This is a genomic window from Achromobacter sp. ACM01, from assembly GCF_014851745.1.
In the GTDB taxonomy this organism is placed as follows: Bacteria; Pseudomonadota; Gammaproteobacteria; order Burkholderiales; family Burkholderiaceae_B; genus Achromobacter; species Achromobacter aegrifaciens.
Genome location: NZ_JACVAF010000002.1, coordinates 1,148,487 through 1,174,556, shown reverse-complemented (window position 1 = coordinate 1,174,556; position 26,070 = coordinate 1,148,487). Strand labels below are relative to the sequence as shown.

Sequence of the window (26,070 nt, the reverse complement as noted above, 5' to 3'; positions counted from 1 at the left end):
GACTTGAACCATCCCATTCCGAACGTCCGGCTGCAGTACGCGCCCAATCCGGCCTTCGAACCCGCCGCGCCTTACGGCCAACGGCAGCTGGAGGTGCTGGGCGGCCAGGCCTATGCGCAGGCGGAGGCGCAGATCCGGCGCTGGCCGGGCTATCAGCCTACGCCGTTGCGCGATCTGTCGGGTCTGGCCCATGCCGTAGGCGTGGCGGGCATCCGGTACAAGGACGAGGGCGGCCGCTTCGGGCTGGGCAGCTTCAAGGCCCTGGGCGGCGCCTATGCCGTCAGCCGCCAATTGCTGCGGGAATTGGCGGTCAAGCTGGGGCGCGACGATCTGTCGGTGGACGACTTGCTGTCCGGCCGCTACCGGGAGCTGACGCAGGCCATGACGGTGACCTGCGCGACGGACGGTAACCATGGCCGGTCGGTGGCCTGGGGCGCGCAACGCTTCGGTTGCCAGTGCGTGATCTACATCCACGCGACGGTCAGCGAAGGGCGCAAGCGGGCGATCGAGCAATACGGCGCGCAGGTCGTGCGCACGCCGGGGAACTACGACGACTCGGTGCGCCAGGCGGCGCAAGACGCGGCGCGGCTTGGGCGCTATGTGGTCTCGGATACTTCTTATCCCGGCTATATGGAGGTGCCCAAGGACGTGATGCAGGGATACGCAGTGATGGCCGACGAGGCACTGCGCCAGCTGCGCGAGGCGGGCGATGGCGAGCTGCCGACGCACGTGTTCCTGCAAGGCGGCGTGGGCGGGCTGGCGGCCGCGGTGTGCGCGCATTTCTGGGAGCAGCTGGGCGAGCGCCGTCCGCGTTTCATCGTGGTGGAGCCGGACAAGGCGGCCTGCCTGTACGAGAGCGCCCGCGCCGGCAAGCCGGTGGCGGTGCACGGCGATCTGGATACCGTGATGGCCGGGCTGGCCTGCGGTGAAGTATCGCTGCTGGCGTGGGAGGTGCTGCATCCCGGCGCGCAGGCTTTCCTGACGGTTGACGACGAGGCGGCGCTGGAGACGGTGCGTCTGTTGGCGAGCGGCAAGTATGGCGATGCGCCCATCGTCGCCGGCGAGTCGGCGGTGGCGGGACTGACCGGCTGCCTGGCGGCGCTGGCCGATCCGGCGGTACGCGATGCGCTGGGCCTGGACGCTGGCAGCCGTGTGCTGGTGTTCGGCAGCGAAGGGGCGACCGACCCGGAACTGTATCAACGCATCGTCGGCAAGAGCGCTGCCGAGGTCGAAGCCGAGGCCGTGGCATGACTGGCGCCGCGCTTGAGGCAGGCCGGCAGGCCGTGCGGGTCGACGGCGCCCGGCTGTTGCGCCGCATTGCGGACCTGGCGCAGGTCGGCGCCATCGAGGGCGGCGGCGTTTGCCGCCTGGCGCTGACGGACGCTGACCGGCAGGGACGCGATCTGGTGGTGCGGTGGATGCGCGAACTGGGCCTGGCCGTGACGGTGGACGGCATCGGCAATGTGGTTGGCCTGCGGGCCGGGCGCAAGGCCGGTCCGCCCGTGATGACGGGGTCGCACATCGACACGGTGCGCACCGGCGGCCGCTATGACGGCAACCTGGGGGTGCTGGCCGGGCTGGAAGTGGTCGCGGCCTTGAACGACGCAGGCGTGGTCACTGAAAGACCGATAGCGGTGGCGTTCTTCACCAACGAGGAAGGCGCGCGCTTTGCGCCCGACATGATGGGCAGCCTGGTGTTCCAGGGTGACCTGGCGCTGGAGGACGCGCTGGCCACGGTCGGCATAGACGGCACCACGGTGGGCGAGAACCTGGCCCGCATCGGCTATGCCGGGACGGCCCCGGTAGGCAATAACCAGGTGCACGCCTTTGTCGAACTGCACGTGGAACAGGGACCGGTGCTGGAGCACGAGGGCTACACCATCGGCGCGGTGACGGGCGTGCAGGGCATCCACTGGATCGAGTTCACCGTGCGCGGCGTGTCCAACCATGCCGGCACCACGCCGATGGGGTTGCGCCATGACGCCGGCATCGTGGCGGCGCGCATCGCGTGCTTTGCGCGGGATCTGACCGTCGAGTTGGGGGCGGGCCAGTTGGCGACCGTGGGGCAGGTGAATCTGTTTCCCAACCTGATCAATGTCATTCCCAACCGCGCGACCTTCACGCTGGACCTGCGCAACACCGACGGTGCGGCCTTGCAGGAGGCGATTGCGCGCTGCATGACGTACGCGGCGCAGGCTGCGGCGGCTGAGGGGGTGGAACTGAGCCATCGGGTGCTGGCCGATTTCGCGCCGGTGGCGTTCGACGAGGCCATCGTCGGCCGGGTCGAGGACATCGCGCGCAGCCGCGGGCACCGCGTGCGGCGGCTGCCCAGCGGCGCCGGACACGATGCCCAGATGCTGGCGCGCATGTGCCCCACGGGCATGGTGTTCGTTCCCAGCGTGGGCGGGCTGTCGCACAACGTCGCTGAATTCACGCAGGACCAGGATATCGAGGCGGGCGCCGGCGTGTTGCTGGAACTGATGCTCGAACTCGCAGAACAATGAAACCGTAGGAGACTGAACATGTCACGCATCATCAATGTCGCGGCCGCGCAGCTGGGGCCGATCCAGCGCAGCGACTCGCGTCGCGACGTCGTCGAGCGCCTGCTCGCGCATCTGCGCCAGGCCCATGCCATGGGTTGCCAACTGGTGGTTTTTCCGGAGCTGGCGCTGACGACTTTCTTCCCGCGCTGGTACATGGAAGATCCGGCCGAGATCGACGCGTTCTATGAAAGCGAGATGCCGGGTCCGCAGACCCGGGTACTGTTCGAGACCGCGCGCAAGCTGGGCATAGGCTTTTACCTGGGCTATGCGGAGCTGGCGGTGGAGCAGGGCGTCAAGCGCCGCTTCAATACGTCTATCCTGGTGAACCAGAACGGCGACATCATCGGCAAGTACCGCAAGGTGCATTTGCCCGGGCATGCCGAACACGAGCCGTGGCGCGCTTTCCAGCATCTGGAGAAGCACTATTTCGAGCCGGGTGCATCGTTCGATGTCTGGCGCGGCTTTGGCGGCGTGATGGGCATGGCCTTGTGCAACGACCGTCGCTGGTCCGAGACCTATCGGGTCATGGGCTTGCAAGGCGCGGAAATGATCCTGCTCGGCTACAACACGCCGGTGCACAACCCGCCGGCGCCGGAGCATGACGACCTGTCCATGTTCCACAACCATCTGGTGATGCAGGCGGGCGCCTATCAGAACGGCACCTGGGTGGTGGGCGTGGCCAAGGCCGGCAAGGAAGAGGGCTGCGAGATGATCGGCGGCAGCTGCATCATCGCGCCGTCGGGCGAGATCGTTGCCGCCTGCTCGACCAAGGGCGATGAGCTGGCGATCGCGCGCTGCGACCTGGACCTGTGCCTGTCCTACAAGAGCACGACTTTCAATTTCGACCGCCACCGGCGTCCCGAGGCTTACGGCCTGATCACGGAACGCAGAGGCGCGGTGGAACCTGCGCCGGAGGTGGCGGTAACCGCCTGACCTGCGGCGCGGCCAGCGCGGACTGTCGATAGACCGTCCGCATAACCGGCCCGGACGTTCCCTTCCCATAAAAAACAGCATGCGGGCGCCCCGAGCGCCTGCAGGGGAACGTTCGGCCTAAAAAAATACAGACCCCAAGGTGAAAATATGGACCAGTCAGTCGAGAGCATTGCGGCGCCTCCGGTTGCCGCAGACAAGGATCCCCTGGCGGCGCGGGATGATGCGCTGTATCGGAAGGTGGCGTGGCGGCTGCTGCCGTTCTTGATGGTGTGCTACATCGCGGCGTTCCTGGACCGGGTGAACGTCGGCTTTGCCAAGTTGCAGATGCTGGATGACCTGAAATTCAGCGAAACGGTGTATGGCCTGGGCGCGGGCATTTTCTTCATCGGCTATTTCCTGTTCGAGGTGCCGAGCAATGTGCTGATGCACCGCATCGGCGCGAAGAAGACCCTGGCGCGCATCATGATCCTGTGGGGCATCATCTCGGCCGCCATGGCCCTGACGCAGACGCCGACGCAGTTCTACATCCTGCGCTTCCTGCTGGGGGCGGCCGAGGCCGGGTTCTATCCCGGGATCATCCTGTACCTGACCTATTGGTTTCCGTCGAACCGGCGCGGCCAGATCGTGGCGGTGTTCATGACGGCGGTGCCGTTCGCGGGCATCCTGGGCGGGCCGCTGTCGGGCTGGGTGATGGAGGCTTTCCATGACACGCACGGCATGGCCGGCTGGCAGTGGATGTTCATCATCGAGGCCATCCCTTCGGTGCTGCTGGGCCTGGCGGTGTTCTGGTACCTGGATGACCGCATCGACGACGCGCGCTGGCTGTCGCCTTCGGAGAAGTCGCGGCTGGGCCATAACCTGCAGAGCGAGAAGACCGCCAAGACCGAACACGTATCGATGCTGACCTTGCTCAAGGACCGGCGCGTCGTGCATATGGCGCTGATCTGCTATTGCACGGTATCCAGCCTGTCGGGCCTGGCGTTCTGGATTCCGTCGGTGATCCGTTCGACCGGCGTGGTGTCGCTGCTGGACATCGGCCTGCTGACGGCGGTGCCGAACGTCTGCGCGGTGATCTCGATGGTGCTGGTGTGCCGCCATTCGGATGCAGTGCGCGAGCGCCGCTGGCACATGATCGTGCCGTTTCTGGTGGGCGGGACGGGCTTGGCGCTGAGCACGCTGTTCAGCCATAACCCGATGCTGGCCGTGGCCATGCTGTCGGTGGCGGCCGCCGGCTGCATGGTGTGCTCGCCCTTGTTCTGGAGCCTGCCGACGGCGTTCCTGGAAGGCAAGAGCGCGGCGGCGGGCATCGCCGGGATCAATTCCTTCGCCGGCTTGGCGGCCTTTGTCAGCCCCTATGCGATCGGCTGGATCAAGGATCTGACCGGTTCGACGGATTGGGGCATGTACTTCCTGGCCAGCTTCACGCTGATCGGGGCGGTGCTGGTGTACCGCGTGCCGAAGAGCCTGGTCAACCGGTAGGCCCGGTAGGCGGCTTCTCTACATCGGCGGGCGCGCCGCGCCCGCCACTTTCAGACAGGAATGATGATGACTCTGGACGTAGTTGCGTTGACCCAGGCGATGGTGCGCATTCCCAGCCTTTCCGGCAAGGAAGGCGAGATGGCGGCGCTGATGGCCGCGACGATGCGCGAGGCGGGGTTCAGTTCGGTGACGACCGATGGCAATGGCTCGGTGCTGGGGCTGATCGGCCCCGAGGATGCGGACGTGGCCTTGTTGTTCGACGGGCACATGGACGTGGTGCCGGTGGCGGGCGACTGGCGCTTCGATCCGTTCGGCGCCGAAATCCGGGATGGGCGGCTGTATGGGCGCGGTAGCACCGACATGAAGGGCGGCATTGCTGCGGCGATTTGCGGCGTGGCGGAGGCGGCGCGGGATGGCTTGAAGCACCGCGTGGCGGTGTCGGCCAGCGTGCTGGAGGAAGTCATCGAAGGGCATGCGCTGGCTTCGGTGCTGGACCTCTGCACGCCGCAGGCGGTGGTCATCTGCGAGCCGTCAAAATTGCAGATCAAGGCAGGCCAGAAGGGGCGGGTGGAACTGCTGCTGACCTTCCACGGCAAGCCGGCGCACGCGGCGACGCCGCACATCGGCGTCAATCCCCTGCATGCGGCGGCCCGGGCGCTGGCCGCGCTGGAGAGCCTGCCGCTGCCGCACGACGAGGTGCTGGGCCAGGCGCTGCTGGTGCCGACGGACATCGTGTCGCATCCCTATCCGTCGATCTCCATGATTCCGATCTCGACGACGATACGCTTTGACCGGCGCACCGTGTCGGGCGAACGCCTGGAGGATGTACTGGCGCAGATCCGCGGGCATCTGGCGACGCACGGCCTGTCCGACTTCACCTTGCGGGTCAGCGAGGATCAAGTGGCGACCTATACCGGCCAGCACGCCACGCCGCCGCGCTGGTTGCCGGGTTGGCGTTGCGACGCGCAGGCCGGCTTGTTGCAGGCTGCGCGCGCGGCGGTCAGCGCCAGCGGCCGGGACCCGGTGGTGGGCAGTTGGGCGTTCTGCACCAACGGCTCGGAATCGGCCGGACGCCGCGGCATTCCGACGATAGGGTTGGGGCCGGGCAACGAAGAGGACGCCCACACGATCGACGAATCCATCGCGCTGGAGCAGCTGGAAGGCGCGCGCGATATCTACCGGAATCTGGTGCGCGCCGTCTGCGGCTAAGGTGTTTGCATGCCGGGCAGGCTGGCCAGCCGGTCATTCAGGAAGTCGATCAGCAGCCGCGCCCGCAACGACTGGTAGCGGCGCGACGGATAGATGAGGAAGGCCTCTTGCGGCGTGGCGCTCCATTTCGGCAGCACGCGCAGCAGTTCGCCGCTGGCGATCAGGTCCTGCACCAGCCACGCGGGGCATAGTCCGATGCCGGCGCCCATGGCCAGGCTCTCGCGGATGGCCAGGGCGTTGTTGACGCGAAAGCGCCCCTGGGTCTGGACGGTGGCTAGGGTCGCGCCCTGGTGCAGTTCCAGGGTGTCGCCGGCAGCCAGCCAGGCAAAGCGCACGTATTCGTGCGCGGCCAGATCGCGGGGCGCGCGGGGCTTGCCGCGCTGCGCCAGGTAGGAGGGGGCGGCCACCAGGTAGCGCGGCGATAGGGCTGCCTTGCGGGCGATGGCGTTGGGCGGCAGATTGCCGCCCAGCCGCAGCGCCACGTCCACGCCTTCTTCCACCAGGTCCACGAACCGGTCGTTCAGGATCAGTTCGACCTGGATGTCGGGGTATTCGTCCAGGAATTCGCGCACCAGCGCGTTCAGGCGGAACTGGCCCAGCGCCACGGGCGCGTTGATGCGCAGGAAGCCGGCGGGCTTTTCGGTCTGGCCGCGGGCGTCGGCGACGGCTTCGGAGTATTCCTCCAGCACCCGCGTGGCGCGTTCGTAGAAGCGCTTGCCTTGTTCGGTGGGCACGACGCGGGTGGTGCTGCGTTCCAGCAGCCGCACGTTCAGGTCCTTTTCCAGCGCGGCGACGATCTTGCTCAGGGCGGGCTGGCTTAGGGCCTGTTCGCGGGCGACGGCGGACAGGGTGCCCAGCTCCACGGCGCGGACGAAGGCCCGCATTGCGCGCAGGGTGTCCAAGGTCATTCCTTTTTGGAAGAAGAGGTATGCAGTTTAGGGTTCTACCGGTGGAATTGGGAAGAACCTATCGTGACGTCACTTTCTCTTTTTCTGGAGTCGTCATGAACCGCTTCAATCCTTTTTCCCTGGTTTCTGCCGCTACCCTGGCCGCGGGCCTTGCGGTCCTGGGGCCGTCCGTGGCCGCCGCCGCGCAGCCGCCTGTTCAGTCCGATGCCGCGCGTTCCAGCTGGGTCAGCTCCTGGTTCGCCAGTCCGCAACCGCTGTGGGCGGATTCCTTCGTGCTGCCCACGGAAATGCCGGCCGAATTGCGCGGCCAGACTCTGCGCCAGACCCTGATGCTCAGCGTGGGCGGACCGCGCTTGCGGGTGGTGTTGTCCAACCGCTATGGGACTCAGCCGCTGGAGATTGGGGCGGCCAGCGTGGCGCTGGCCTCGGGCCAGTCCAGGATCCGTCCGGCGTCCAGCCGCGGGCTGGCCTTTGGCGGTCGGCCAAGCGTGACGGTGGCGCCGGGGGCGCAGGCGGTCAGCGATCCGGTGGACCTGCCGGTATCCGCGCTGGCCGAACTGGCCGTCAGCCTTTACTTCCCGCAGGCGACGCCGGTGACGACCTTCCATTGGGGCGCGCAGCAGACCGGCGCCCTGGTCCGGGGCAATGCCACTGCGGCGGCGGAGCTGCCAGAGGCGCAGGCGCTGCAAGGCCGGGCATTCCTGGCGGGGATCTGGGTGGAAAGCCCGAAGCGCGTGCCGGTGGTGGTGGCCTTTGGGGATTCCCTGACCGATGGCAACGGCTCGACGCCGGGCGCCAACCGCCGCTGGCCGGACTTCCTGGCGCGCCGCCTGGCGCCGCAAGGCATGGGCGTGGCGAACGCGGGCATTTCGGGCGCGCGGGTCTGGGGCGACAAGATGGGGGTGAACGCGATGGCCCGGTTTGACGCCGACGTGCTGTCGCAGCCGGGCGTGCGCACGGTGGTGATGATGCTGGGCATCAATGACATCGGCTGGCCGGACAGCGGCTTCGCGCCGGACGACGCGCCCATGACGGCGGCCAGATTGACCGAGGGCTACCGGCAATTGGCAGAGGCGGCGCGCCTGCGCGGCGTGCGCATCGTCGGCGGCACCATTGCGCCGTATGAAGGCTCTTTGCACGGCACGCCGCTGTCGGGCCACTACAACCCGGCCAAGGACGCGGTGCGGCGGGAGGTGAACCGCTGGATCCGCGAAAGCGGCGTGTTCGACGCGGTGGTGGATTTTGACGCGGTGCTGCGCGATCCGGCGCATCCGGCGCGGCTGCTGCCCGCGTATGACTCGGGCGATAGCCTGCATCCCAACGATGCCGGCTACCAGGCCATGGCGCAGGCATTGGACATGGCCACGCTGTTCGGCGATTGAACCGCGGCCGCAGCGGTCAGTGGAAATTCCGGCTCTGGGTGTTCAACCCGCCCAGCAGGTCGGACAGATCCACCAGCCGCTGCGCGATCAGGTGGCGCACGCCGTCCACGCTTTGCCAGGATCCGTAGACGCCCAGCAGCGAGGCCCCCAGCAATTCGCGGCGTTGGCGTTCTATGAGTTCCGGGCGCACGACCACGTTGACGGGGCCGGTCTCGTCTTCCAGCGTGACGAAGATCACGCCCTTGGAGGTTTGGGGACGTTGGCGCACGGTGACGATGCCGCAGGCGCGGGCCACGCGCTTGTCGGGGTAGCTGTTCAGCACCGAGGCGGGCTGGAAGTTGCGCGCCGCGAGCTGGGGGCGCAGCAAGGCCACCGGGTGGCTGCGCAGCGTCAGGCCCACGCTGCGGTAGTCGGCCGCCACGGCCTGGCCCTCGGACGGGGCGGCCAGCTGTGGCGCCTGGGTTTCCTGGATGGCGGCGTCGCGCAGCAGGTCGCGGCTCTGCACGCTGGCGGCGGCTTCCCAGCTGGCCTGGCGGCGATGGCCGGCCAGCGTGCGCAGGGCGTCGCCAGCGGCCAGCGCGTTGAGGTCATGGCGGGTGAGCGCGGCGCGGCGGGCCAGGTCGCCGGTGTCGGTAAAAGGGGCGGCAGCGCGCGCGTCTTCGATGCGCCGGGCGGCGTCTTCGCGCATGCCCTGGATCAGGCTCAGTCCCAGCCTGACGGCGGGACGGGTGCCGTCGGCGGCGGGCGCGTGCGGATGGGGGGGCCGGCGGGCGCCAGGATGACCGTCGGGCAGGGTCTCCAGGGCCGAGTCCCAGCCGCTGACCGTGACGTCCGCCGGCAGCACGCAGACGCCGTGGCGGCGGGCGTCCTGCACCAGTTGCGCGGGGGCGTAGAAGCCCATGGGCTGGGAGTTGAGCAGGGCGGCCAGGAAGGCTTCGGGCTCGTGCCGCTTGAGCCAAGAACTGGCATAGGCCAGCAGGGCGAAGCTGGCGGCGTGGCTTTCGGGGAAGCCGTATTCGCCGAAGCCTTCGATCTGCCGGAACAGCGCCTCGGCGAAATCCAGTTTGTAGCCATGGGCCAGCAGGCCGCCGACCAGCTTGGTCCGATACTTGTCCACGCCGCCCTTGCGCTTCCAGGCCGCCATGGAGCGGCGCAACTGGTCGGATTCGCCCGGCGTGAAGCCGGCGGCCACCACGGCGATCTGCATGACCTGTTCCTGGAAGATGGGTACGCCCATGGTGCGGCTGAGCACGCCGCGCACTTTTTCGCTGGGATAGGTTTCGGGTTCCTTGCCCTGGCGGCGGCGCAGGTAGGGATGGACCATGCCGCCCTGGATCGGGCCTGGGCGCACGATGGCCACCTGCACCACCAGGTCGTAGTATTCGCGCGGACGCAGCCGCGGCAGCATGGTCATCTGGGCGCGGGATTCGATCTGGAACACGCCTATGGTGTCGGCGTCGCAGATCATGTCGTAGGTGGGCGTGTCGCTGGCGGGGATGTCCTGCAGCCGCAAGGGTTGGCCGCGGCGCTGGCCAGCCAGCTCCAGCGTGCGGCGCAGGGCCGACAGCATGCCCAGCGCCAGCACGTCCACTTTCAGCAGGCCCAGCGCATCCAGGTCGTCCTTGTCCCATTGCACGACGCTGCGGTCTGCCATGGCGGCGTTTTCGATGGGCACCAGGCGCGACAGCTTGCCGCGTGAAATCACGAAGCCGCCGGGGTGCTGCGACAGGTGACGCGGAAAGCCCATCAGGGTCTGCGCCAGCGCCGCCCACTGGCGCGCCACCTGCGATTCCGGGTCCAGGCCGCAGGCGCCCAGGGTGCGCAGCATTTCCTTCTTGCCGTCCCACCATTGGTGGGCGCGCGCCACGGCGTCGATGACGCCTGCGTCCACGCCCAGCGCGCAACCGGTATCGCGCAGCACGCTGCGCGGCCGGTAGGAAATGACCACGGCGGTGAGCGCGGCGCGTTCGCGGCCGTACTTGCGGTAGATGTACTGGATGACCTCTTCGCGGCGCTGGTGCTCGAAGTCCACGTCGATGTCGGGCGGCTCGTTGCGTTCCTTGCTGATGAAGCGTTCGAACAGGTTGTTGCCGCGCACCGGATCCACTTCGGTGATGCCCAGGCAGTAGCAGACCGCGGAGTTGGCGGCGGACCCGCGGCCCTGGCACAGGATGCCCTCGCCGCGGGCGTACTGGACGATGTCGTAGACCGTGAGGAAATAGGCTTCGTAGTGCAGGTCCGTGATCAGGGCCAGCTCTTTTTCGATCTGCGCGGTGACGCTGTCCGGCGTGCCTGAAGGAAAGCGGCGGGCGGCCCCGGCCAGGGTTTCCTGGCGCAGATAGGTGGCCGGCGTGTGGCCGCGCGGAATGATTTCGTCCGGGTATTCGTAGCGCAGCTCGTCCAATGAGAAGGCGCAGCGGCGGGCCACGGCCAGCGTCTGGGCCAGCGCTTGCGGCGGGTACAGGTTGGCCAGGCGCATGCGAGTACGCAGGTGCTGTTCGGCGTTGCCGGACAGTTCATAGCCGCATTGCGATACCGGTTGGCGAGTGCGGATGCCGGTCAGCGTGTCGTGCAGCGGCTTGCGCGAACGCAGATGCATCTGCACCTGGCCCAGCGCCACGATGGGCAGGTCCGCGGCCTGCGCGGCGTGCTCGACCGCGGCGCGGTGCAGGTCGTCGCGCGAGCGGTGCAGCAAGGTCAGCCCCACCCAGGCGCGGTGGGGGAAGACGCGTGCCAGCCAGCGCGCCTGCTCGGCCATGCGGTCGGCGTCGGTGCCGTAGGCGGGGCTCAGGATGGCCAGGCATTCGGGCAGGTGGCGCAGATGGGCGTGGCCGCTGGGAGGATGGGTAAGGTCTTCGGGCGCCAGCTGGTATTCGCCCTTGGGCGCGCGGGTGCGGGCCAGGGTGATCAGTTCGGACAGGTTGCCGTAGCCCTCGCGCGTCTGCGCCAGCAGGGTCAGGCCCAGTGGCGCGGCGTCGGGCGCGGCGCGCAGCTGGAAGGTGGCGCCGATGATGAGCGGCAGCTTGCGGGCCTTGGCCTCCACGTGGGCGCGGACCACGCCCGCCAGCGAACATTCATCGGTGATGGCGAGCGCGGCGTAGCCCAGTTCGGCGGCGCGTTCGACCAGTTCCTCGGGGTGCGAAGCGCCCTGCAGGAAAGAGAAGTTGGACTGGCATTGCAGCTCGGCGTAGCCGGGCAACTGCGCCAGGATGCCGGGGGTGTCGTCGTCGTCCAGGCGCATGGCGTTTCAGGCGTAGAGCCCATGCAGGAACCAGCGGGCGTGCTCGTCGTCGCGCTCGCGGTAGATCCAGTAGCGCGCGGCGGCGGCGTCCTCGGCGACGAAGTAGTCGCGCACGGTCAGGGCCGGGTCCCACCAGCCGCTTTCGATGCGTTCGGGGCCGCGCATCAGGCGCAGCGCCTGGCCGCCGTATTGCGGCCGGTGGCCGGACAGCTTCAAGGGCAGCGGCGGGTCCAGCAGCCAGAAGGGGCGGTCCAGCAGGGCGGGCAGGGGCGCGGGGCGTTGGGGCGGCGACAGCGCGTCGCCCCAGGCGTTGGCGGCCTCGGGGCGGTGGTCGGGTACCGGGTGGGCGTGGCGCACCTGGTCGCGGCCCAGCCGCGCCACCAGCAGGTCCAGCAGCCGGGCATGGTCGGCAGGCGTGCCGCCGGGCTCGGGGAACAGGGTGGTGCTGGCGGCGGGCTGCTCGACCGTGTCGGGCGCCAGCAGCGCCACGGCGATCACGGGCGCTTCCAGCGTGAAGCGCGCCAGCTTTTCCCGCAGCAGGTGGAGGATCTGCGGCGCCTGCCAGACCGGCTGGGCCAGGGCCAGCTCCAGTTCGGTGGGCGGCCGGGCGTGGCGGCCGCGTTCGTGTTCCATGCTGAGCACCACGCGGCGTACCGCCAGTTGCCGGGCGCTGAGCCAGCCGCCCAGCTGTTCGGCCAGGCGGCGCGCCACCGCGAGCACCGCGTCGGTGTGCTCGACGTAGTCGGTGAGTTCGATGCGGCGCGAGAACTGGTGTGGCGGTTCGACCCAGCGGTGGAGCTCGGGCGCCAGGCCGTAGGCGGCGTCCAGGGCCTGCAGCAGTTCGGGGGCGCTGCGCCGCTGCAGCCCCGCGCGCGGCAGGGCGCGCAGGTCCGCCAGGGTATGGCAGCCGATGCCGTCGAGCCAGTCGCGGCGGGCCTGCGCCTGCGGCAGCAGGGCTAGCGGCAGGGCGTCCAGCCGCCGGGTCAGCGTGGGCAGCGTGAGGGTACGGCGGGGCGCGCGCCGGCCGGGGCTGCGCGCCAGCAGCCAGGCGCCGGCGGCGGTCGGCGCCATGCCTAGCGACACGCGCAGGTCCAGGGCGCGCAAGGTGGCGGCGACCCGCCGGTGCAGCGCCTTGGGGCCGCGGAAGAGCATCAGGCTGGCGCTCACGTTCAGGAGCAGCGTGTCGCCGTCGGCCAGGGCGATTTCGGGCGTGTATTGCAGCAGTGCCAGCGCCGCGCCCTGCAAGGCTTCGGACTCGGCCTGGGCATCGCGGGGCAGCAGCTCGACCTCGGGAGCGATGGCGGCCGCGCCCGCGCGGCGCATGCCCGGCTTGACGCCGGCGCGGCGGGCGGCGGGCGTCAGGGCGGCGACGCGTTCCTGTTCCAGGACCGCGAACGCCTGCCCCTCAAGCGGCCAGTGCGGGCGCAGTGCGTCCAGCGGCAGGCAGCGCAGGAAGGCGGCGATCCAGAGGCGCATGGCGGGGAGAAACAGGAATGGTGGCGCCGGTGTCCAGGCCCACGTACAGCGGCGTGTCGCAGGCGGGTCCGCGGCGCTTCAGGATATGGACGGACAGGCCGCCCGCGGCCGGCGCCAGCGCCAGCCGCAAGGGCGCGGGCGTGGCGTTCTGCGCCGCGCTGCTGGGGCGCACCGCGATGAACAGCAGGTCGCTGGCCTGGGCGGCCAGGTGCAGGCGGCGCAGGGATTCGGGGCGCACATGAGGCAGCCAGCAGATCAGGGCTCCGCAACTGCCGTTCTTCAGGATCTGTTCGGCGGCCCAGAGCGCGTCCACGGGTTTTTCCGGCGCCACCCAGAGCAATTGACGGGGATCCAGCCGCCAGCTCATCCAGCTGGCGATGTGGGGCGCGTGCGGCGGCTGCACCAGCGCAATGGCGCGGCGCGTTTCCAGTTGGGCCAGCGCCGGACGCAGCAGGCGGATTTCGCCGATGCCGGGGTGCGGGACCAGCAATTCGTTCAGGGAACCCAGCGGCCAGCCGCCGTCTGGCAGCTCGGCCGAAAGCGCGGCATGCCCGGTGGGCAGGGTGCGGGCGGCGCCTTGAGCCAACTGGGTGGCGCGCCACAACGCGGGATGGATACGTTCTGGGGACTGCATGGCAAATCGGTTGCCGGGAGATAGGAACCCGGTGGAAGTGGCCGATGAGTCATTATAACTGTATATATGTACAGTATTTAAAGGGGGCGGAGCATGCCGCGAACTAAAAGAAAACCCACCCGTACACCTTTCGATGCAGAGGGGTGGGCCGTGTTGGATACGATTTTAGTTGCTTCAGGCAGGCGGATCGCAACTAAGCGCGGGCGTTCTCACTAGTAGCTGCCGAGGCCGCCACACCCGCCGCGCGATCCAGGTCCAAGCCATAAAACCGCATATCCTCGTACCGGATCCAGTGCGATTTGCGCACCAGCCGGTGGCCGATCCACAAGGCCAGGAACAGCGGGATCGCCAGGTAGGTGGAGATCACGCCGATCCAGTCGATGCGGTCTTGCAGGAAGGCCTGGTAGTTCTGGCCCAGCGTGACCACCAGGCACAGGACGAAGGCCAGTAGCGGACCGAAGGGGAACAAGCCGGCCTTGTAGGGCAGGTCGGCGGTGTCGTAGCCATGCTTCACATAGCCCTGGCGGAAGCGGTAATGGCTGACGGCGATGCTCAGCCAGACGATGAATTCGGTCATGCCGGCGAAGTTCAGCAGCCAGATGTAGACGGCCTTGGGGCTGTACACCAGGCTGAACAGGCACAGGCAGGCCAGCAGCGCGGTGGCCATCAGCGCATACAGCGGCACGCCGCTGCGCGTCACGCGCCGGAACAGGGCGGGCGCCTGGCCTTCCACCGCCATGTTGAACAGCATCCGCGTCGCCGCGTACATGCCGGAATTGCCGGCCGACAGCACCGAGGTCAGGATCACGGCGTTCATCACGGTGGCCGCCGACAGCAGCCCGGCGTGCTGGAACACCAGCGTGAAGGGGCTGACCGCGATGTCTTCCACTTCGTTGCGCAGCAGTTGCGGGTCGGTATAGGGCAGCAGCAGGCCGATGATCAGGATGGCCAGCACGTAGAACAGCAGGATGCGCCAGAACACATGGTTGATCGCGCGTGGCACGTTGCGGCGGGGATTTTCGGATTCGCCGGCGGCCACGGCCACCAGTTCGGTGCCCTGGAACGAATAGGCCACCACCATCGCCACGCCGACCCAGGTGGCCACATTGCCCACGAAGGGCGCGTCGCCGACCGACCAGTTGGCCAGTCCCACGGGCGTGCCGCTGTGGATGATGCCCACCAGCATCGCCAGCCCGACGCCGATGAAGCACAGCACGGCCACGACCTTGATGATGGCGAACCAGTATTCGGCTTCGCCGAAGCTGCGCGCCGAAAAGGCGTTCAGGCCGAAGGTCAGGGCCAGGAAGGCCACGCTCCATATCCAGCCGGGCGTATCGGGGAACCAGTAGGCCATGACCAGCTGCGCGGCCACCACGTCCACCGCCACCACCGTGGCCCAGCTGATCCAGAAGTTCCAGCCCAGCGCGAAACCGAAGCCGCCGTCCACATAGCGCGAGGCATAGGTGCAGAAGGAACCCGATACCGGCATGAAGGTGGCCAGTTCGCCCAGGCTGGTCATGATGAAGTAGACCATCAGGCCGATGGCCAGGTAGACCAGCAGCGCGCCGCCCGGGCCGGCCTGGGCGATGGCGGCGCCGGAAGCCACGAACAGGCCGGTGCCGATGGCTCCGCCCAACGCTATCATCGTGAGGTGGCGCGCCTTGAGCACGCGATGCAGCTGGTTCTGGCCGGCAGGCGTGGCGCCGGATTCTGTCGTCGGAGTTTGCATTACTGGGGTAGGAGGTTGCCGCGGCGGCGGACCATCAGGCACGGGCGCGCGGGCCTGCCCGCCAGGCAATGCCGCGCAAGCCAGCCGGTCCGTGGCGGTGCGGCAAAGGTTGCTTCAAGGCGCGCATTTTACAATGCGGCTATTCCGGGGCCGTTCGGCGGCCCCAGCCAGCACGGAGCAGTTTCATGGCGTCTTCCACTTCTATCGAATTTCTTCCCAACGCCGGCGTCGACGTGCGCCAGCTGTTCATCCTGCTGCACGGCGTGGGCGGCAGCCCCGACGACATGGAGCCGCTGGCAAAAGCCGTGCGCGCGGCGTTCCCGAGCGCGGCGGTGCTGGCGCCCCAGGGGTTCGAGCCCTACGACGGCGGCGGCGACGGCCGGCAGTGGTTCTCGGTACGCGGCGTGACCGAGGAAAACCGCCCGGAACGCGTGGCGCAGGCCTTGCCGCCCCTGGAGACCTATGTGCGCGAGGCGCAGGCCCGTTTCGGCCTGCTGCAGTCGGACACGGCGCTGGCGGGCTTTTCGCAGGGCGCGATCATGGCGCTGGAACTGGTGCAGGCGCACGACGGCATCGCCGGTCGCGTCATCGCGTTCTCGGGCCGCTATGCCCAGATGCCCAAGAGCGCGCCGCAGTTCACCACGTTGCACCTGCTGCACGGCGCCGCCGATCCGATCATGAACGTGGAGCTCATCCAGGCCGCCCAGGCGCGCCTGACCGAGCTGCACGGCGACTCGACCATCGACATCGCCACCCAGGTGGGGCACGCGTTGCATCCGGCGCTGATCGAGCGCGCCATCGTGCGCTTGAAGACCTGCGTGCCGTTGCGCAGCTGGGAGGCCGCGCTGGGTCTTAACCAGACGCCGCCCGACGGCACCCCGGTGCATTGATCATTTTTCCCAGCCGCCGCCCAGCGCCAGGAACAGCGCGATCTGGTCGCTGCTGAGGTCGGCCTGCGAGGCGGCCAGCGCGCTTTCATTGCTAGCCAGCGTGCGCTCGGCGTCCAGCACGGTCAGGTAGTCGGTCTTGCCGTACTGGAACAGGCGGCTGGCCTGCGAGGCGGCCTCGGCGCTCTGGTCGCGCGCGGCGCGCAGGGCGGCGTCGCGATCCAGCTGACGCGCGTAGACCACCAGCGCGCTTTCCGTTTCCCGCAGGGCGTTCAGCACGGTGGCGTCAAAGCGCGCCGCCGCGGCCTTGGTGCTGGCCTGGGCCTCGGCGATGCGGGCCTGCGCGGCGCCAGTGTTGGGGATGGTCCAGGAGATCAGCGGACCGACGCTCCAGCTGAAGGTGCCGCGGTCGCCGAACATGGCGGCCGGACCGCCCGAGGCCGCCGACAAGCCCAGAGAGATCTTCGGATACAGGTCCGCGGTAGCCACGCCGATGCGCGCGGTGGCCGCGGCCAGCGTGCGTTCGGCCTGGCGGATGTCCGGACGGCGGCGCAGCAGTTCGGCGCCGTCGCCCACGGGGATGGTCTCGGTCAGGCGCGGGGCCTGGGCGCATTGCAGCAGCGCGGGCGGGATCTGGCCCGGCGTCTGGCCGGTCAGCGCCGCCAGGCGGTACAGCGCGGTGCGCTGCTGGGCCTGGAATGGCGGCAGGTTGGCCTGCAGCTGTTCAAGCTGGCTGCGGGCGCGGGTCACGTCCAGCGTGGTGCCGCGGCCGGCGCGTTGCAGCCGGTCCACCGCGTCCAGCGATTGCTTCTGCACCTGTACCGAATGCTGGGCGGAGGCCAGCTGCATGCCGGCCGCGCACATATTGGCGTAGGCCCGGGCGGTCTCGGCGGCGACGGTGACGCGGGTGGCGTCATAGGCGGCCTGCGCGGCCTGCTCGTCGCCGCTGGCCGCTTCCACGGCGCGGCGGATCTGGCCGAACAGGTCCAGCTGGTACGACACGCTGGCGCCCATGGAATAGGACCAGCGGTTGGGCGGATCGATGCCGGGCTGCAGTTCCTGCAGGCCGGACACGTGGCCGAAAGTGGGCGAGGCATTGACACCGATGGACGGCTGCTGCTGCGCCTGCGCTTCACGCACGGCGGCCTGGGCCCGTTCCAGGTTGGCGCTGGCCACGCGCAGGTCGGTGTTGGCGGCCAGGGCTTTCTCCACCAGGCCATCCAGCACGGGGTCGTCGTACAGGCGCCACCAGCGGCCAGGCACCGCATCCTGCCGGAACGCCGCCTCGCGCGCCTGCGTGAAGGGCGCCTGCGCGCTCTGCCGCTCGGCCACCGATCCGGGGGGCACCTGGTAGTCCGGGCCCACGGCGGCGCATCCGGCCAGCGCAAGGGCCAGCGTAAGAGGCAGGAGGTATCTGGTGTTCATGGCGGTTACGGCTGTGCGTCGATTAGGGGTAAGGGGTTGAAAAAGTGGTGATCAGGACGGCTGGTGCGCCTCGGTCTGCGAGTGGGCAGGGCCGGAATCCACCGATACGGTGGCGGTCTGGCCGGCCACCAGGCGCACGCCTTCGGGCACGTCGTCGATCTTCACGCGCACCGGGATGCGCTGCGCCAGGCGGACCCAGTTGAACGTGGGATTGACGTTGGGCAGCAGGTTGGCGCCGGTGCTGCGGTCGCGGTCGGCAATGCCCATGGCAATGCTTTCGACGTGGCCGCGGATATGGTGCGAGTCGCCCATCAGCGTCACGGTGACGGGATCACCTTCATGGATGCCGGGCAGCTTGGTTTCCTCGAAGTAGCCTTCGACGTAGAACGAGCCGGAATCCACCAGCGCCATCACGCCGCGGCCCGCGGTGGCGTAGGAGCCGGCGCGCAGGTCCAGGTTGGTAATGCGGCCGTCGTTCACCGCCAGCACCCGGCTGCGTTCCAGGTTCAGGCGCGCGGTGTTGAGCTGCACTTCGGCCTGGGCCAGCGCGGCTTCGGTCTGCTGCAGCTTGGTCTGGCTTTGTTCCAGCGCCTCGGCGGCCACCAGTTGGCCCAGCGAGCGGTTGCGCTTGGCGTCTCGCACCGCCTGGTCGCGCGCCACTTGCGCGGAACGCACCGAGGCCTGGGCCTGGTCGTAGGCCAGCTGGAAGCGCGCGCGGTCGATCTCGAACAGCACGTCGCCGGCCTTCACGTCCTGGTTGTCGTGCACCGGCACGCTGGTCACCAGGCCGGAGACATCCGGCGCGACCTGCACCACGTAGGCCTTGACGCGGCCGTCGCGGGTCCAGGGTTCGACTTCATAGTGCACCCAGAGCTGCCAGCCGGCGTAGGCGGCCGCGGCGACGACGACGGCGGTCACCGCGAACTTGCCGATGGCTGCGGGGCGCAGGGCATTGGGGAGTTTCATGCTTATCTCTGGAGTAAATAGGGGGAAATGAGGGATACGCCGTACAGCAGCACCACGAACAGCGCCAGGTCGAACAGCGCGGGGTGCCACACCAGGCGGTACAGCCCGGCGCGGGCCAGCACGCGGCGCACCGCCCAGGCCACGCCCAGGGTCACCACGCCCAGCACCAGCAGCCAGGGAAAATAGACGCCATAAAGATTGAATTCGCCGATCATGATGCTTGGCCCTCCAGGGTGGGATGGGCGGGTTGGTAGTCGGGCGCGTCGGGGAAGAAGGCGCGGCGCAGGCCCACCAGCGCGACGACTGCCCGGTCGCGGGCCGCGGCGCCCGGGGGCGTGGCCGTCACGCTGGCCAACGCGCGATCGATCTGCGCCAGGAATTCGGGCGTTTTCTCGCCGACCTGCCAGGCCGAGCGCGCGTGGAAGAACTTCGCCAGCCCGTCCAGCACCGGCTGGATGGCCGGTTCGGCCATGGGCAGGTGACGCCGGGCGCGCTGCAGTTCGGTGATGTCGCGGCCCACGCGCAGATCCTTCAGCGCGTCGGCGGCGACCAGGTCGTCCGGACGCTGGGCCAGCGCCAGGCGCGGCTGCAGGAGGCCGATGCGGTCCAGCATGCGGGCGGCGTAGGTGTGGCGCGAAGGCGCGCGCGGCGAGCTTGCCAGGGTTTCCAGTTCCTTCCAGTTGGCGGCCTGGATGCGGCGCGCGCTCCAGTCGGCGCTGACGGTGCGGAAGATGGCGGCGATGATGGCCGCGGTGGCCACGCCCATGCATTGCGCGACCTGCGTGTCGATGAAGGACACGATGTCGGCGGTGTTGGTATCCTGCAGCGCCATCGTGCCCAGGAAGCCGAACAGCATCGCCATGGCCTTGCCGGCGGTGGCGGGCCGGGCAATGAAGATGCCCAGCACGAAGGCCGTGGGCAGCATGGCCAGGGCCAGCATCTCGAACGAATGGATGGCGGGCATGATGCCCAGCAGGTACAGCGCCGACAGCGGAATCGAATACACCGTGTAGGTCAGGAACTGCATGATGCCGGGCACTGGATTGTCCTGCGACGCGAAGAAGCAGCTGAAGATGGCGGCCATGAGCGCGGCGGTGGCGCCGTTGCTCCAGGCGGTGCCGATCCAGAAGGCGCAGCAGACCGAAATGGCCACGCCCGCGGCCAGGGCCGACAGCAGCGCCATGCCGCGGTCGCGGTGCAGCGCGGCGTTGGGCGCGGGCTTGGAGCGCGGGGCGCGCAGCGGCGCGCCGGCCAGGCCCGCGCGGATCTCGCGGCGCAGCGCCAGGCATTCGTCATAGGTGTCGACCAGCTCGCGCAGCCGCGTCATCAGGCTGGCCAGCAGCACGTCGCGCCAGTTGGAGCGGCTGTCGATTTCAGGCGTGAGGCGGGTGGCGGCGGCGCGCAGCTGCACCGCGGTCTCGTGGGTGGCCTGCGCGCCGGCGTTGATCCATTCGGAGATGTCGGCGAGCAGGGCCGTGACGGGCTCCGGCAGCGGCTGGCCGCCGGCCTGCAGGGCGCGCATGCGGTCTTCCACGGCGGACACGGTGGGCGTCAGCGCTGCGATCTGGTCCTGCATGGCGCGCACCGCGCCCGAGGTCCAGCGCAGGTTGCTGGTGTCGAACGGCACGTGGGTGGACATCAGGCGCAGCTGCGTGATGTCGTTGGCCAGTACGCGGCGGTCGCGGTCCTTCTGCTCGGTGGCCTGGCCGCTGAGCGTGTCGTGCATCCAGTTGCGGGCGTCGCGCACGGCCTTGTCCAGCATCAGCGTCAGGGCAGGGGCCAGGCCGCGCGGCAGCACGATGCTGTGGATCAGCGTGGCGCAGACGATGCCCAGGCTGATTTCCTCGACGCGGGCGAGCGCGGTGTCGAACACCTGGGCGGGGGCCGTCACGCTGGGAAAGCCGATCATCGCGGCGGTATAGCCCGCCAGCATGAAGAGGTACGAACGCGGGGTGCGGTCCAGCACCGACAGGTACAGGCAGGCGCCCACCCACAGCACCATGGCGGCGGTCATGACCACCGGGGAATTCGACAGCCGCGGCACCAGGTAGACGGTGGCCGCCGAACCGAAGAAGGTGCCGGCCAGGCGGTACAGCGCCTTGGAGCGCACCGCGCCCGACCAGGGTTGGGCCACGACATAGGCCGTGGTCATGGCCCAGAACGGACGCGGCAATCCCATGCTGTAGGCTAGGTAGAGCGCCATGATGGCGCTCAGGTAGCTCTTGAGCGAGAAGATGGCTTCGCGGACGTTGGGGAGTTTCACGCTTGTTCGTCCTGTGGCTGGGTGCCGGCGCCGCCGCGGCCCAGGGTGACTTTCAGGCTGTCGAAGACCCGCAGGCAGGCTTGCAGGTCGGCTTCGCTTACGTCCCGGAACAGGTGGCGGCGCAGGTCGACCAGGACGTCCTCGACCTTGGCGCGCAGCGCCTGCCCGGCGTCGGTCAGGTGCAGGGTCCTGGCGCGGCGGTCGTGCGGGTCTTCGCGGCGTTCCATCAGGCCGGCGGCGACCAGGTGATCCAGCACGCGCACCAGCGAGGGGCCTTCCACGCCCAGCGCCTCGGCCAGCGCGCCCTGGCGTACGCCGTCTCCCAGGCGGCCGGCCAGGATCACGGGCCAGGCGGTGGCCTGGGAGAGGCCGTAATCGGCCAGGGCCTTGTCGGCGGCGCCGCGATAGGCGCGCGACAGGACCATCAGGGCGGAGGTGGTGGCCATGAGCTGGGAGTCGGTGGGCGTGTTCATGGAATAGATTGTATCCTATCTATTAGCTTACTAATAATTGAAAATGGCGATTATCTCCATGGATTTTCTCAATCGGGAAAATAGGGGGCGGGTTTTCCGTCTATGGAAAACCGGCAGCCGGGGGGGGGGGCGTGTCGCGGCAAGGACGGGCGCGGCAGCGGCCGCCGCGCCCCGGCGTTCAGCCGTTGCAGTCCGCCCAGCAGTTGGGGGTTTCGTACAGGCGCACGCGGGTCAGGCGCAGTTCGGCGCCATAGTGGCCGTGATAGTGCGGCGCCAGGGTCTGGAAGACGATGGCGGCCAGGTTTTCGGCCGTGGGGATGCGGTCCAGCACCACGGTCTTGTGGCCGGGCAGGCTGTCCAGGAAGCCGCGCACGGCGGCGTCGCCTTCATACACCAGGAAAGCATGGTCCCAGACGTCCACGATGTGGGTCTTGGCGATGTGCTTGATCTCGGAGAAATCCATCAGCATGCCGTTGTCGGACTCGCCGGGCGCCTGCACCACGTCGCCGGTCAGGGTGATTTCCAGCACGTAGCGGTGGCCATGCAGGTTGCGGCACTGGCTGCGGTGGTCGGGAATGCGGTGGCCGGCGTCGAATTCCAGCCTGCGGGTCACGGAAATCATGGCGCGCTCCGCAGGGGGCTAGGGTGAATCATGGAATGCCTATGTATTTGTGGGTCTGCAGGCTGAGCCGCCATTGCGGATGCTGCATACAGTACTGGACGGCCTGTTCGGTATTGGCCACGCGCGCGGGGCCGTCCATGGGTTGCAGGAAGAAGTGCTCGAAGTCCAGGTGCGCGAAGGCTTCGGGCTGCGCATTGGCCTGCGGATAGACCAGCTTGAGCTCGTCGCCGCGTTCCAGCACCACGGGCGCCGTGCCCTTGGGGCTGACGCAGATCCAGTCGATGCCGGCGGGCGGCTTGATGGTGCCGTTGGTTTCGATGGCCACCGTGAAGCCGCGCGCGTGCACCGCGGTCAAGAGCGGCGCGTCCAGCTGCAGCAGCGGTTCGCCGCCAGTGAAGACCACGTAGCGGTCATTGGCGCCCGGGCCCCAGGCCGCGGCGATGGCGTCGGCCAGCAGTTCGGGCGTGGCGAACTTGCCGCCGCCGTCGCCGTCGGTGCCGATGAAGTCGGTGTCGCAGAAGGTGCAGGCGGCGCTGGCGCGGTCGCTTTCGCGGCCGGTCCAGAGGTTGCAGCCGGCAAAGCGGCAGAAGACCGCCGCGCGGCCTGCGTGGGCGCCTTCGCCCTGCAGCGTCTTGAAGATTTCTTTGGCGGAGTAAGTCATGGTGGTGCCGGCGGCCGGATAAGGCCGGACCCCGGATAAATCAGGCAAAAGCGCATTATTTTACTTTGCGCGGCGCATCTATACTTGCGGGCTATGTTTCACGTCCAAGATTCCATCTACCTGGATGAACGCGACCTGGCGTTCACCATGATCCGCGCCCAGGGCGCGGGCGGCCAGAACGTCAACAAGGTGTCCAGCGCCGTGCACCTGCGTTTCGACGTGCGCGCCTCCAGCCTGCCCGAAGAAATCAAGGAAGCGCTGTGCGCGCTGAGCGACCACCGCGTCTCCAAGGACGGGGTCATCGTCATCAAGTCGCAGGCGTTCCGCAGCCAGGAAAAGAACCGCGCCGAAGCCATCGAACGCCTGATCGCCATGGTGCGCGCAGCGGCGCGCACCGACAAACCGCGCCGTCCGACCAAGCCCACCCGCGCCTCGCAGCGCCGCCGTGTGCAGCGCAAGGTGCTGCACGGCGAAGTCAAGCGCCTGCGCGGCCGGGTCCAGGGAGACTGACCATGGCCGACGCGCGCCGGCGCTACCTGTACACGCTGGGCGCGCTGTTCGCCGTGATATGGACGGCGCTGGCGATTGCGCCGCATGACCGCGCCGACTGGGCGCTGGAGAACGCGCTGGTGCTGGCCTTCGGCGCGGCGCTGCTCTTTACGCGGCGCTGGTTCGTGTTTTCGCGCACCTCGTACACGCTGATCTTTCTTTACCTGTGCCTGCATGCCGTCGGCGCGCACTACACCTATTCGCTCGTGCCTTACGACGACTGGTGGCGGGCGCTGACGGGACACAGTTTCAACAGCATGGTCGGCTGGGAGCGCAACAATTTCGACCGCGTGGTGCATTTTTCCTACGGCCTGCTGCTGGCGTATCCCATCCGCGAGATCTTTCTGCGCGTGGTCGAGGTGCGCGGCTTCTGGGCGTATTTCCTGCCCATGGACGTCACGCTGTCGACCTCGGCGCTCTACGAACTGCTGGAGTGGGGCGCCGCCGCCACCGTGGGCGGCGACCTGGGCGCGGCCTATCTGGGCACGCAGGGCGATATCTGGGACGCACAGAAGGACATGGCGCTGGCGGCCGGGGGCGCCGTCATCGCGATGGCCATCACCGCCCTGGTCAACCGCCGCGCCCGCCGCGACCTGGCGCGCGACTGGGCCGACAGCCTCAAGCCGCGCCGCCAGCCTGGCGTGTAGCCACGGCACCCGCCTGGGCTAGCCGCTGGATGCGTCGGCGGAACAGGTCCGCCATGGTGGACGCCGCCAGCGACAGCGGCGTTCCCCGCAGCGTCATGATGCCTATGCTGGCGACCGGCATGGGCGCTTCGGTGCGGATCTGGCTGGCTTCGGCGCCGTAAGGCGGGATCTCTAGCATGCCCGCCGGGCAGACGATCAATGCGTCGCTGCGGACCATCAGGTTCCACATCACGCCGAACGTATCGCAGTCGATGACGCGTTCGGGCGGCTGCAGGCCGTTTGCGCGCAGGCCTTGCAGAAAGGCGTCGGTGTGGCTGCCGCCCGAGGTGTTGAGCAGCCATTCGCAGCCCGCGATGTCTTGCCACCGCGTGGCGTCCGCCAGCGGATGTCCGCGGCGGCAGGCAACCATGAATTCCAGCGGCCGCAGTTCCTCGAAATCGAACTCCTGCCCGCCATGGTTGTCCGCCATGCCGGACGCCAACGCGAAATCCAGCGAGCCGTTGCGCAAAGCCGGCAGGACAGCGGCCAGCAGGCCTTCCGAAACCTTGAGCTTGGCCGCGGGCATGCTCTGCCTGAAATCGTTCAGCACGTCAGGCAGCACGCTCAGCATCACCATGGGCGTCACGCCCACTGCCACCCGCGCCTGCGCACCGCTGAGCAATTGGCGGATGTCCTGGCGCGCCAGGGACAACTGGGCCTGGGCAAGCTGCGCCCGCACCGTCAGGTGTTCGCCGCATTCGGTGACCTCGATGCCCTGGGGGCTGCGCGTGAGCAGCGGCGCTTCGAGCTCCGTTTCCAGTTCCTTGATGGCCTTGGTCACCGCCGCCTGGCTCAAGTGCAGGCTGCGCGCCGCGGCGCGGATGCTGCGTAACTCGGCGACCTTCAGCCAGGCCCGGAGATGGTGGTCTTTCATGTGCCTCTCGATAGCGACAACCTGTAGTTGTCACCTTAACAAAGAAATAGCCTTATGCGCAGCGCGGGCGATCTCTAAGCTTCACGACGACAAGACCATGCAGTCCCGTACTTCAGGAGCAAGCCATGCAGATCTTTCCCCGTCGTGTAGGTCAGGCCATTTCATTGTGTTTTGCCTTGCTGGGAGCGGCAGGCGCCGGCGCGGCGCAGGCTGATTGGCCCCAACGGCCAGTCAAGCTCATCGTGCCGTATGTGGCGGGGTCCGGTCCCGACGTGGTGCTACGCCCGATCGCGGACGCCCTGGGGCGCGAACTCGGCCAACCGGTGATCGTCGACAACCGGGGAGGGGCGGGCGGTATTGTCGGCACGCAGGCGCTGGCCGCGGCGGCGCCGGACGGCTACACGATAGGCTTCGGCAACCTGGTCACGCTGGCAATCAACAAGAGCATGTACTCGAAGCTGCCTTACGACCCGCAACGCAGCCTTGCGCCCATCAGCCTGGCCATCAGCAATGCCCTGGTGCTGATCGCCCGCAACGACTTCCCGGCAAGCGATGTGCAGGGCCTGGTCAGCTATGCCAGGCAGCATCCGGGCAAGGTCAGCGTCGGCTCGTTGGGGGTGGGATCGAGCGCCCATCTGGCCGGGGAAATGCTCAAGAGCGAGACGGGCACGACCATGCTGCACGTCCCATACAAGAGCGGCCAGCAGGCGGTGGGCGACATCGTGGGCGGGCAGCTCGACGTGATGATCGACAACGTCGCGGGCGTGCTGCCCTTCATCCGCTCCGGACAGGTAAAGGTGCTGGGGGCGACCAGCCTCACGCGCGTGCCTGTCCTCTCGGACGTGCCCACCCTCGACGAATCCGGCTTGAAGGGATTTGAGGTGGTGTCCTGGGGCGGCATCGTCGCGCCCGCCGGTACGCCCAAGCCCATCATCGACAAGCTCAATCGCGCCATCGCCAAGGCGCTGCAGGACCCCGCGGTGCTCAAGCTCAACGAAACGCTGTCCGTCGATGCGACGCCGTCCACGCCCGAACAGTTCGCCAGCCTCATCGCCAGCGAGATCCCGCGGTGGGGCGAGATGGTCAAGCGCTCCGGCGCGTCGGCCGACTGACTGCGTTCAACCCCACAG

The 26,070-nt window shown here is 68.5% G+C and carries 23 protein-coding genes; 10 read left to right on the top strand and 13 right to left on the bottom strand.

Annotated features, from left to right (window positions below; genetic code table 11):
* Window positions 1–3 precede the first annotated feature (3 nt).
* From IB268_RS13800 to IB268_RS13780, 5 genes are all read left to right on the top strand, one after another.
* Window positions 4–1,251, top strand: a complete 1,248-nt coding sequence (locus tag IB268_RS13800; protein ID WP_192352217.1) for a diaminopropionate ammonia-lyase — start codon at window positions 4–6, stop codon at window positions 1,249–1,251.
* Window positions 1,248–2,504 carry a M20 family metallo-hydrolase gene (locus IB268_RS13795; RefSeq protein ID WP_054453802.1) on the top strand — a complete coding sequence of 419 codons (1,257 nt, stop codon included), beginning with the start codon at window positions 1,248–1,250 and terminating at the stop codon, window positions 2,502–2,504. Before IB268_RS13800 ends, IB268_RS13795 begins: the two co-directional genes overlap by 4 nt.
* Before the next feature lie 18 nt (window positions 2,505–2,522).
* Complete coding sequence (locus tag IB268_RS13790; RefSeq protein WP_192328092.1) at window positions 2,523–3,476, top strand: N-carbamoyl-D-amino-acid hydrolase; 954 nt, start codon at window positions 2,523–2,525, stop codon at window positions 3,474–3,476.
* Between the two features lie 147 nt (window positions 3,477–3,623).
* Window positions 3,624–4,955, top strand: a complete 1,332-nt coding sequence (locus tag IB268_RS13785; protein ID WP_054453806.1) for an MFS transporter — start codon at window positions 3,624–3,626, stop codon at window positions 4,953–4,955.
* 66 nt (window positions 4,956–5,021) lie between these two features.
* Window positions 5,022–6,164, top strand: a complete 1,143-nt coding sequence (locus tag IB268_RS13780) for a YgeY family selenium metabolism-linked hydrolase (protein ID WP_192354382.1) — start codon at window positions 5,022–5,024, stop codon at window positions 6,162–6,164.
* Here IB268_RS13780 and IB268_RS13775 read toward each other — a convergent pair.
* A complete protein-coding gene (locus IB268_RS13775; RefSeq protein WP_192354476.1) occupies window positions 6,161–7,066 on the bottom strand; it encodes a LysR family transcriptional regulator in 906 nt (301 codons plus the stop codon). The two genes, IB268_RS13780 and IB268_RS13775, sit on opposite strands and share 4 nt — an antisense overlap.
* Before the next feature lie 101 nt (window positions 7,067–7,167).
* On the opposite strand from IB268_RS13775, the gene IB268_RS13770 reads away from it, so the two are divergent.
* Entirely contained in the window at window positions 7,168–8,454 is a 1,287-nt protein-coding gene (locus IB268_RS13770; RefSeq protein WP_192354381.1) for an SGNH/GDSL hydrolase family protein, read from the top strand.
* Window positions 8,455–8,470: 16 nt separating this feature from the next.
* Here the strand turns inward: IB268_RS13770 and IB268_RS13765 are convergent, their stop codons facing one another.
* From IB268_RS13765 to IB268_RS13750, 4 genes are all read right to left on the bottom strand, one after another.
* The gene (locus IB268_RS13765) at window positions 8,471–11,695 is read right to left on the bottom strand and encodes an error-prone DNA polymerase (protein ID WP_192354380.1); all 3,225 of its coding nucleotides are present in this window, start codon (window positions 11,693–11,695) and stop codon (window positions 8,471–8,473) included.
* 6 nt (window positions 11,696–11,701) lie between these two features.
* A complete protein-coding gene (locus IB268_RS13760) occupies window positions 11,702–13,171 on the bottom strand; it encodes a DNA polymerase Y family protein (protein WP_192354379.1) in 1,470 nt (489 codons plus the stop codon).
* Window positions 13,101–13,805: a translesion DNA synthesis-associated protein ImuA gene (gene imuA / locus IB268_RS13755; RefSeq protein WP_054453813.1), complete on the bottom strand. Its 705-nt coding sequence runs from the start codon at window positions 13,803–13,805 to the stop codon at window positions 13,101–13,103. Before imuA ends, IB268_RS13760 begins: the two co-directional genes overlap by 71 nt.
* A gap of 193 nt (window positions 13,806–13,998) precedes the next feature.
* A complete protein-coding gene (locus IB268_RS13750) occupies window positions 13,999–15,534 on the bottom strand; it encodes an amino acid permease (protein ID WP_119448973.1) in 1,536 nt (511 codons plus the stop codon).
* A 185-nt stretch (window positions 15,535–15,719) separates the two neighbouring features.
* On the opposite strand from IB268_RS13750, the gene ypfH reads away from it, so the two are divergent.
* Window positions 15,720–16,424, top strand: a complete 705-nt coding sequence (gene ypfH, locus IB268_RS13745) for an esterase (protein WP_192354378.1) — start codon at window positions 15,720–15,722, stop codon at window positions 16,422–16,424.
* Here ypfH and IB268_RS13740 read toward each other — a convergent pair whose 3' ends face one another.
* The 7 genes from IB268_RS13740 to queE all read right to left on the bottom strand — a co-directional run bounded on the left by IB268_RS13740 (window position 16,425) and on the right by queE (window position 22,831).
* Window positions 16,425–17,846: an efflux transporter outer membrane subunit gene (locus IB268_RS13740; protein WP_054453819.1), complete on the bottom strand. Its 1,422-nt coding sequence runs from the start codon at window positions 17,844–17,846 to the stop codon at window positions 16,425–16,427.
* A gap of 51 nt (window positions 17,847–17,897) precedes the next feature.
* The gene (locus tag IB268_RS13735; RefSeq protein ID WP_054453821.1) at window positions 17,898–18,812 is read right to left on the bottom strand and encodes an HlyD family secretion protein; all 915 of its coding nucleotides are present in this window, start codon (window positions 18,810–18,812) and stop codon (window positions 17,898–17,900) included.
* A gap of 2 nt (window positions 18,813–18,814) precedes the next feature.
* Window positions 18,815–19,027 carry a DUF1656 domain-containing protein gene (locus IB268_RS13730; protein WP_013394149.1) on the bottom strand — a complete coding sequence of 71 codons (213 nt, stop codon included), beginning with the start codon at window positions 19,025–19,027 and terminating at the stop codon, window positions 18,815–18,817.
* A complete protein-coding gene (locus tag IB268_RS13725) occupies window positions 19,024–21,075 on the bottom strand; it encodes an FUSC family protein (protein WP_119448977.1) in 2,052 nt (683 codons plus the stop codon). Before IB268_RS13725 ends, IB268_RS13730 begins: the two co-directional genes overlap by 4 nt.
* The gene (locus IB268_RS13720) at window positions 21,072–21,548 is read right to left on the bottom strand and encodes a MarR family winged helix-turn-helix transcriptional regulator (RefSeq protein WP_054453825.1); all 477 of its coding nucleotides are present in this window, start codon (window positions 21,546–21,548) and stop codon (window positions 21,072–21,074) included. Before IB268_RS13720 ends, IB268_RS13725 begins: the two co-directional genes overlap by 4 nt.
* Window positions 21,549–21,726: 178 nt before the next feature.
* The gene (queD, locus tag IB268_RS13715; protein ID WP_013394146.1) at window positions 21,727–22,170 is read right to left on the bottom strand and encodes a 6-carboxytetrahydropterin synthase QueD; all 444 of its coding nucleotides are present in this window, start codon (window positions 22,168–22,170) and stop codon (window positions 21,727–21,729) included.
* Between the two features lie 28 nt (window positions 22,171–22,198).
* Complete coding sequence (gene queE, locus IB268_RS13710) at window positions 22,199–22,831, bottom strand: 7-carboxy-7-deazaguanine synthase (RefSeq protein ID WP_192352211.1); 633 nt, start codon at window positions 22,829–22,831, stop codon at window positions 22,199–22,201.
* Between the two features lie 93 nt (window positions 22,832–22,924).
* Here queE and arfB point away from each other — a divergent pair, with 93 nt between their 5' ends.
* Window positions 22,925–23,341: an alternative ribosome rescue aminoacyl-tRNA hydrolase ArfB gene (arfB, locus tag IB268_RS13705; RefSeq protein ID WP_054453829.1), complete on the top strand. Its 417-nt coding sequence runs from the start codon at window positions 22,925–22,927 to the stop codon at window positions 23,339–23,341.
* Window positions 23,342–23,343: 2 nt separating this feature from the next.
* Window positions 23,344–24,027, top strand: coding sequence for a DUF2238 domain-containing protein (locus IB268_RS13700; protein ID WP_119448980.1), 684 nt, complete (start codon window positions 23,344–23,346; stop codon window positions 24,025–24,027).
* On the opposite strand, the gene IB268_RS13695 is transcribed toward IB268_RS13700, so the two are convergent.
* The gene (locus IB268_RS13695; RefSeq protein WP_192352210.1) at window positions 23,999–24,940 is read right to left on the bottom strand and encodes a LysR substrate-binding domain-containing protein; all 942 of its coding nucleotides are present in this window, start codon (window positions 24,938–24,940) and stop codon (window positions 23,999–24,001) included. The genes IB268_RS13700 and IB268_RS13695 overlap by 29 nt on opposite strands.
* Window positions 24,941–25,065: 125 nt before the next feature.
* Here IB268_RS13695 and IB268_RS13690 point away from each other — a divergent pair, with 125 nt between their 5' ends.
* On the top strand, window positions 25,066–26,052 hold the full coding sequence (locus IB268_RS13690; RefSeq protein WP_054453834.1) for a tripartite tricarboxylate transporter substrate binding protein: 987 nt from the start codon (window positions 25,066–25,068) through the stop codon (window positions 26,050–26,052).
* The last annotated feature ends 18 nt before the right edge of the window (window positions 26,053–26,070 follow it).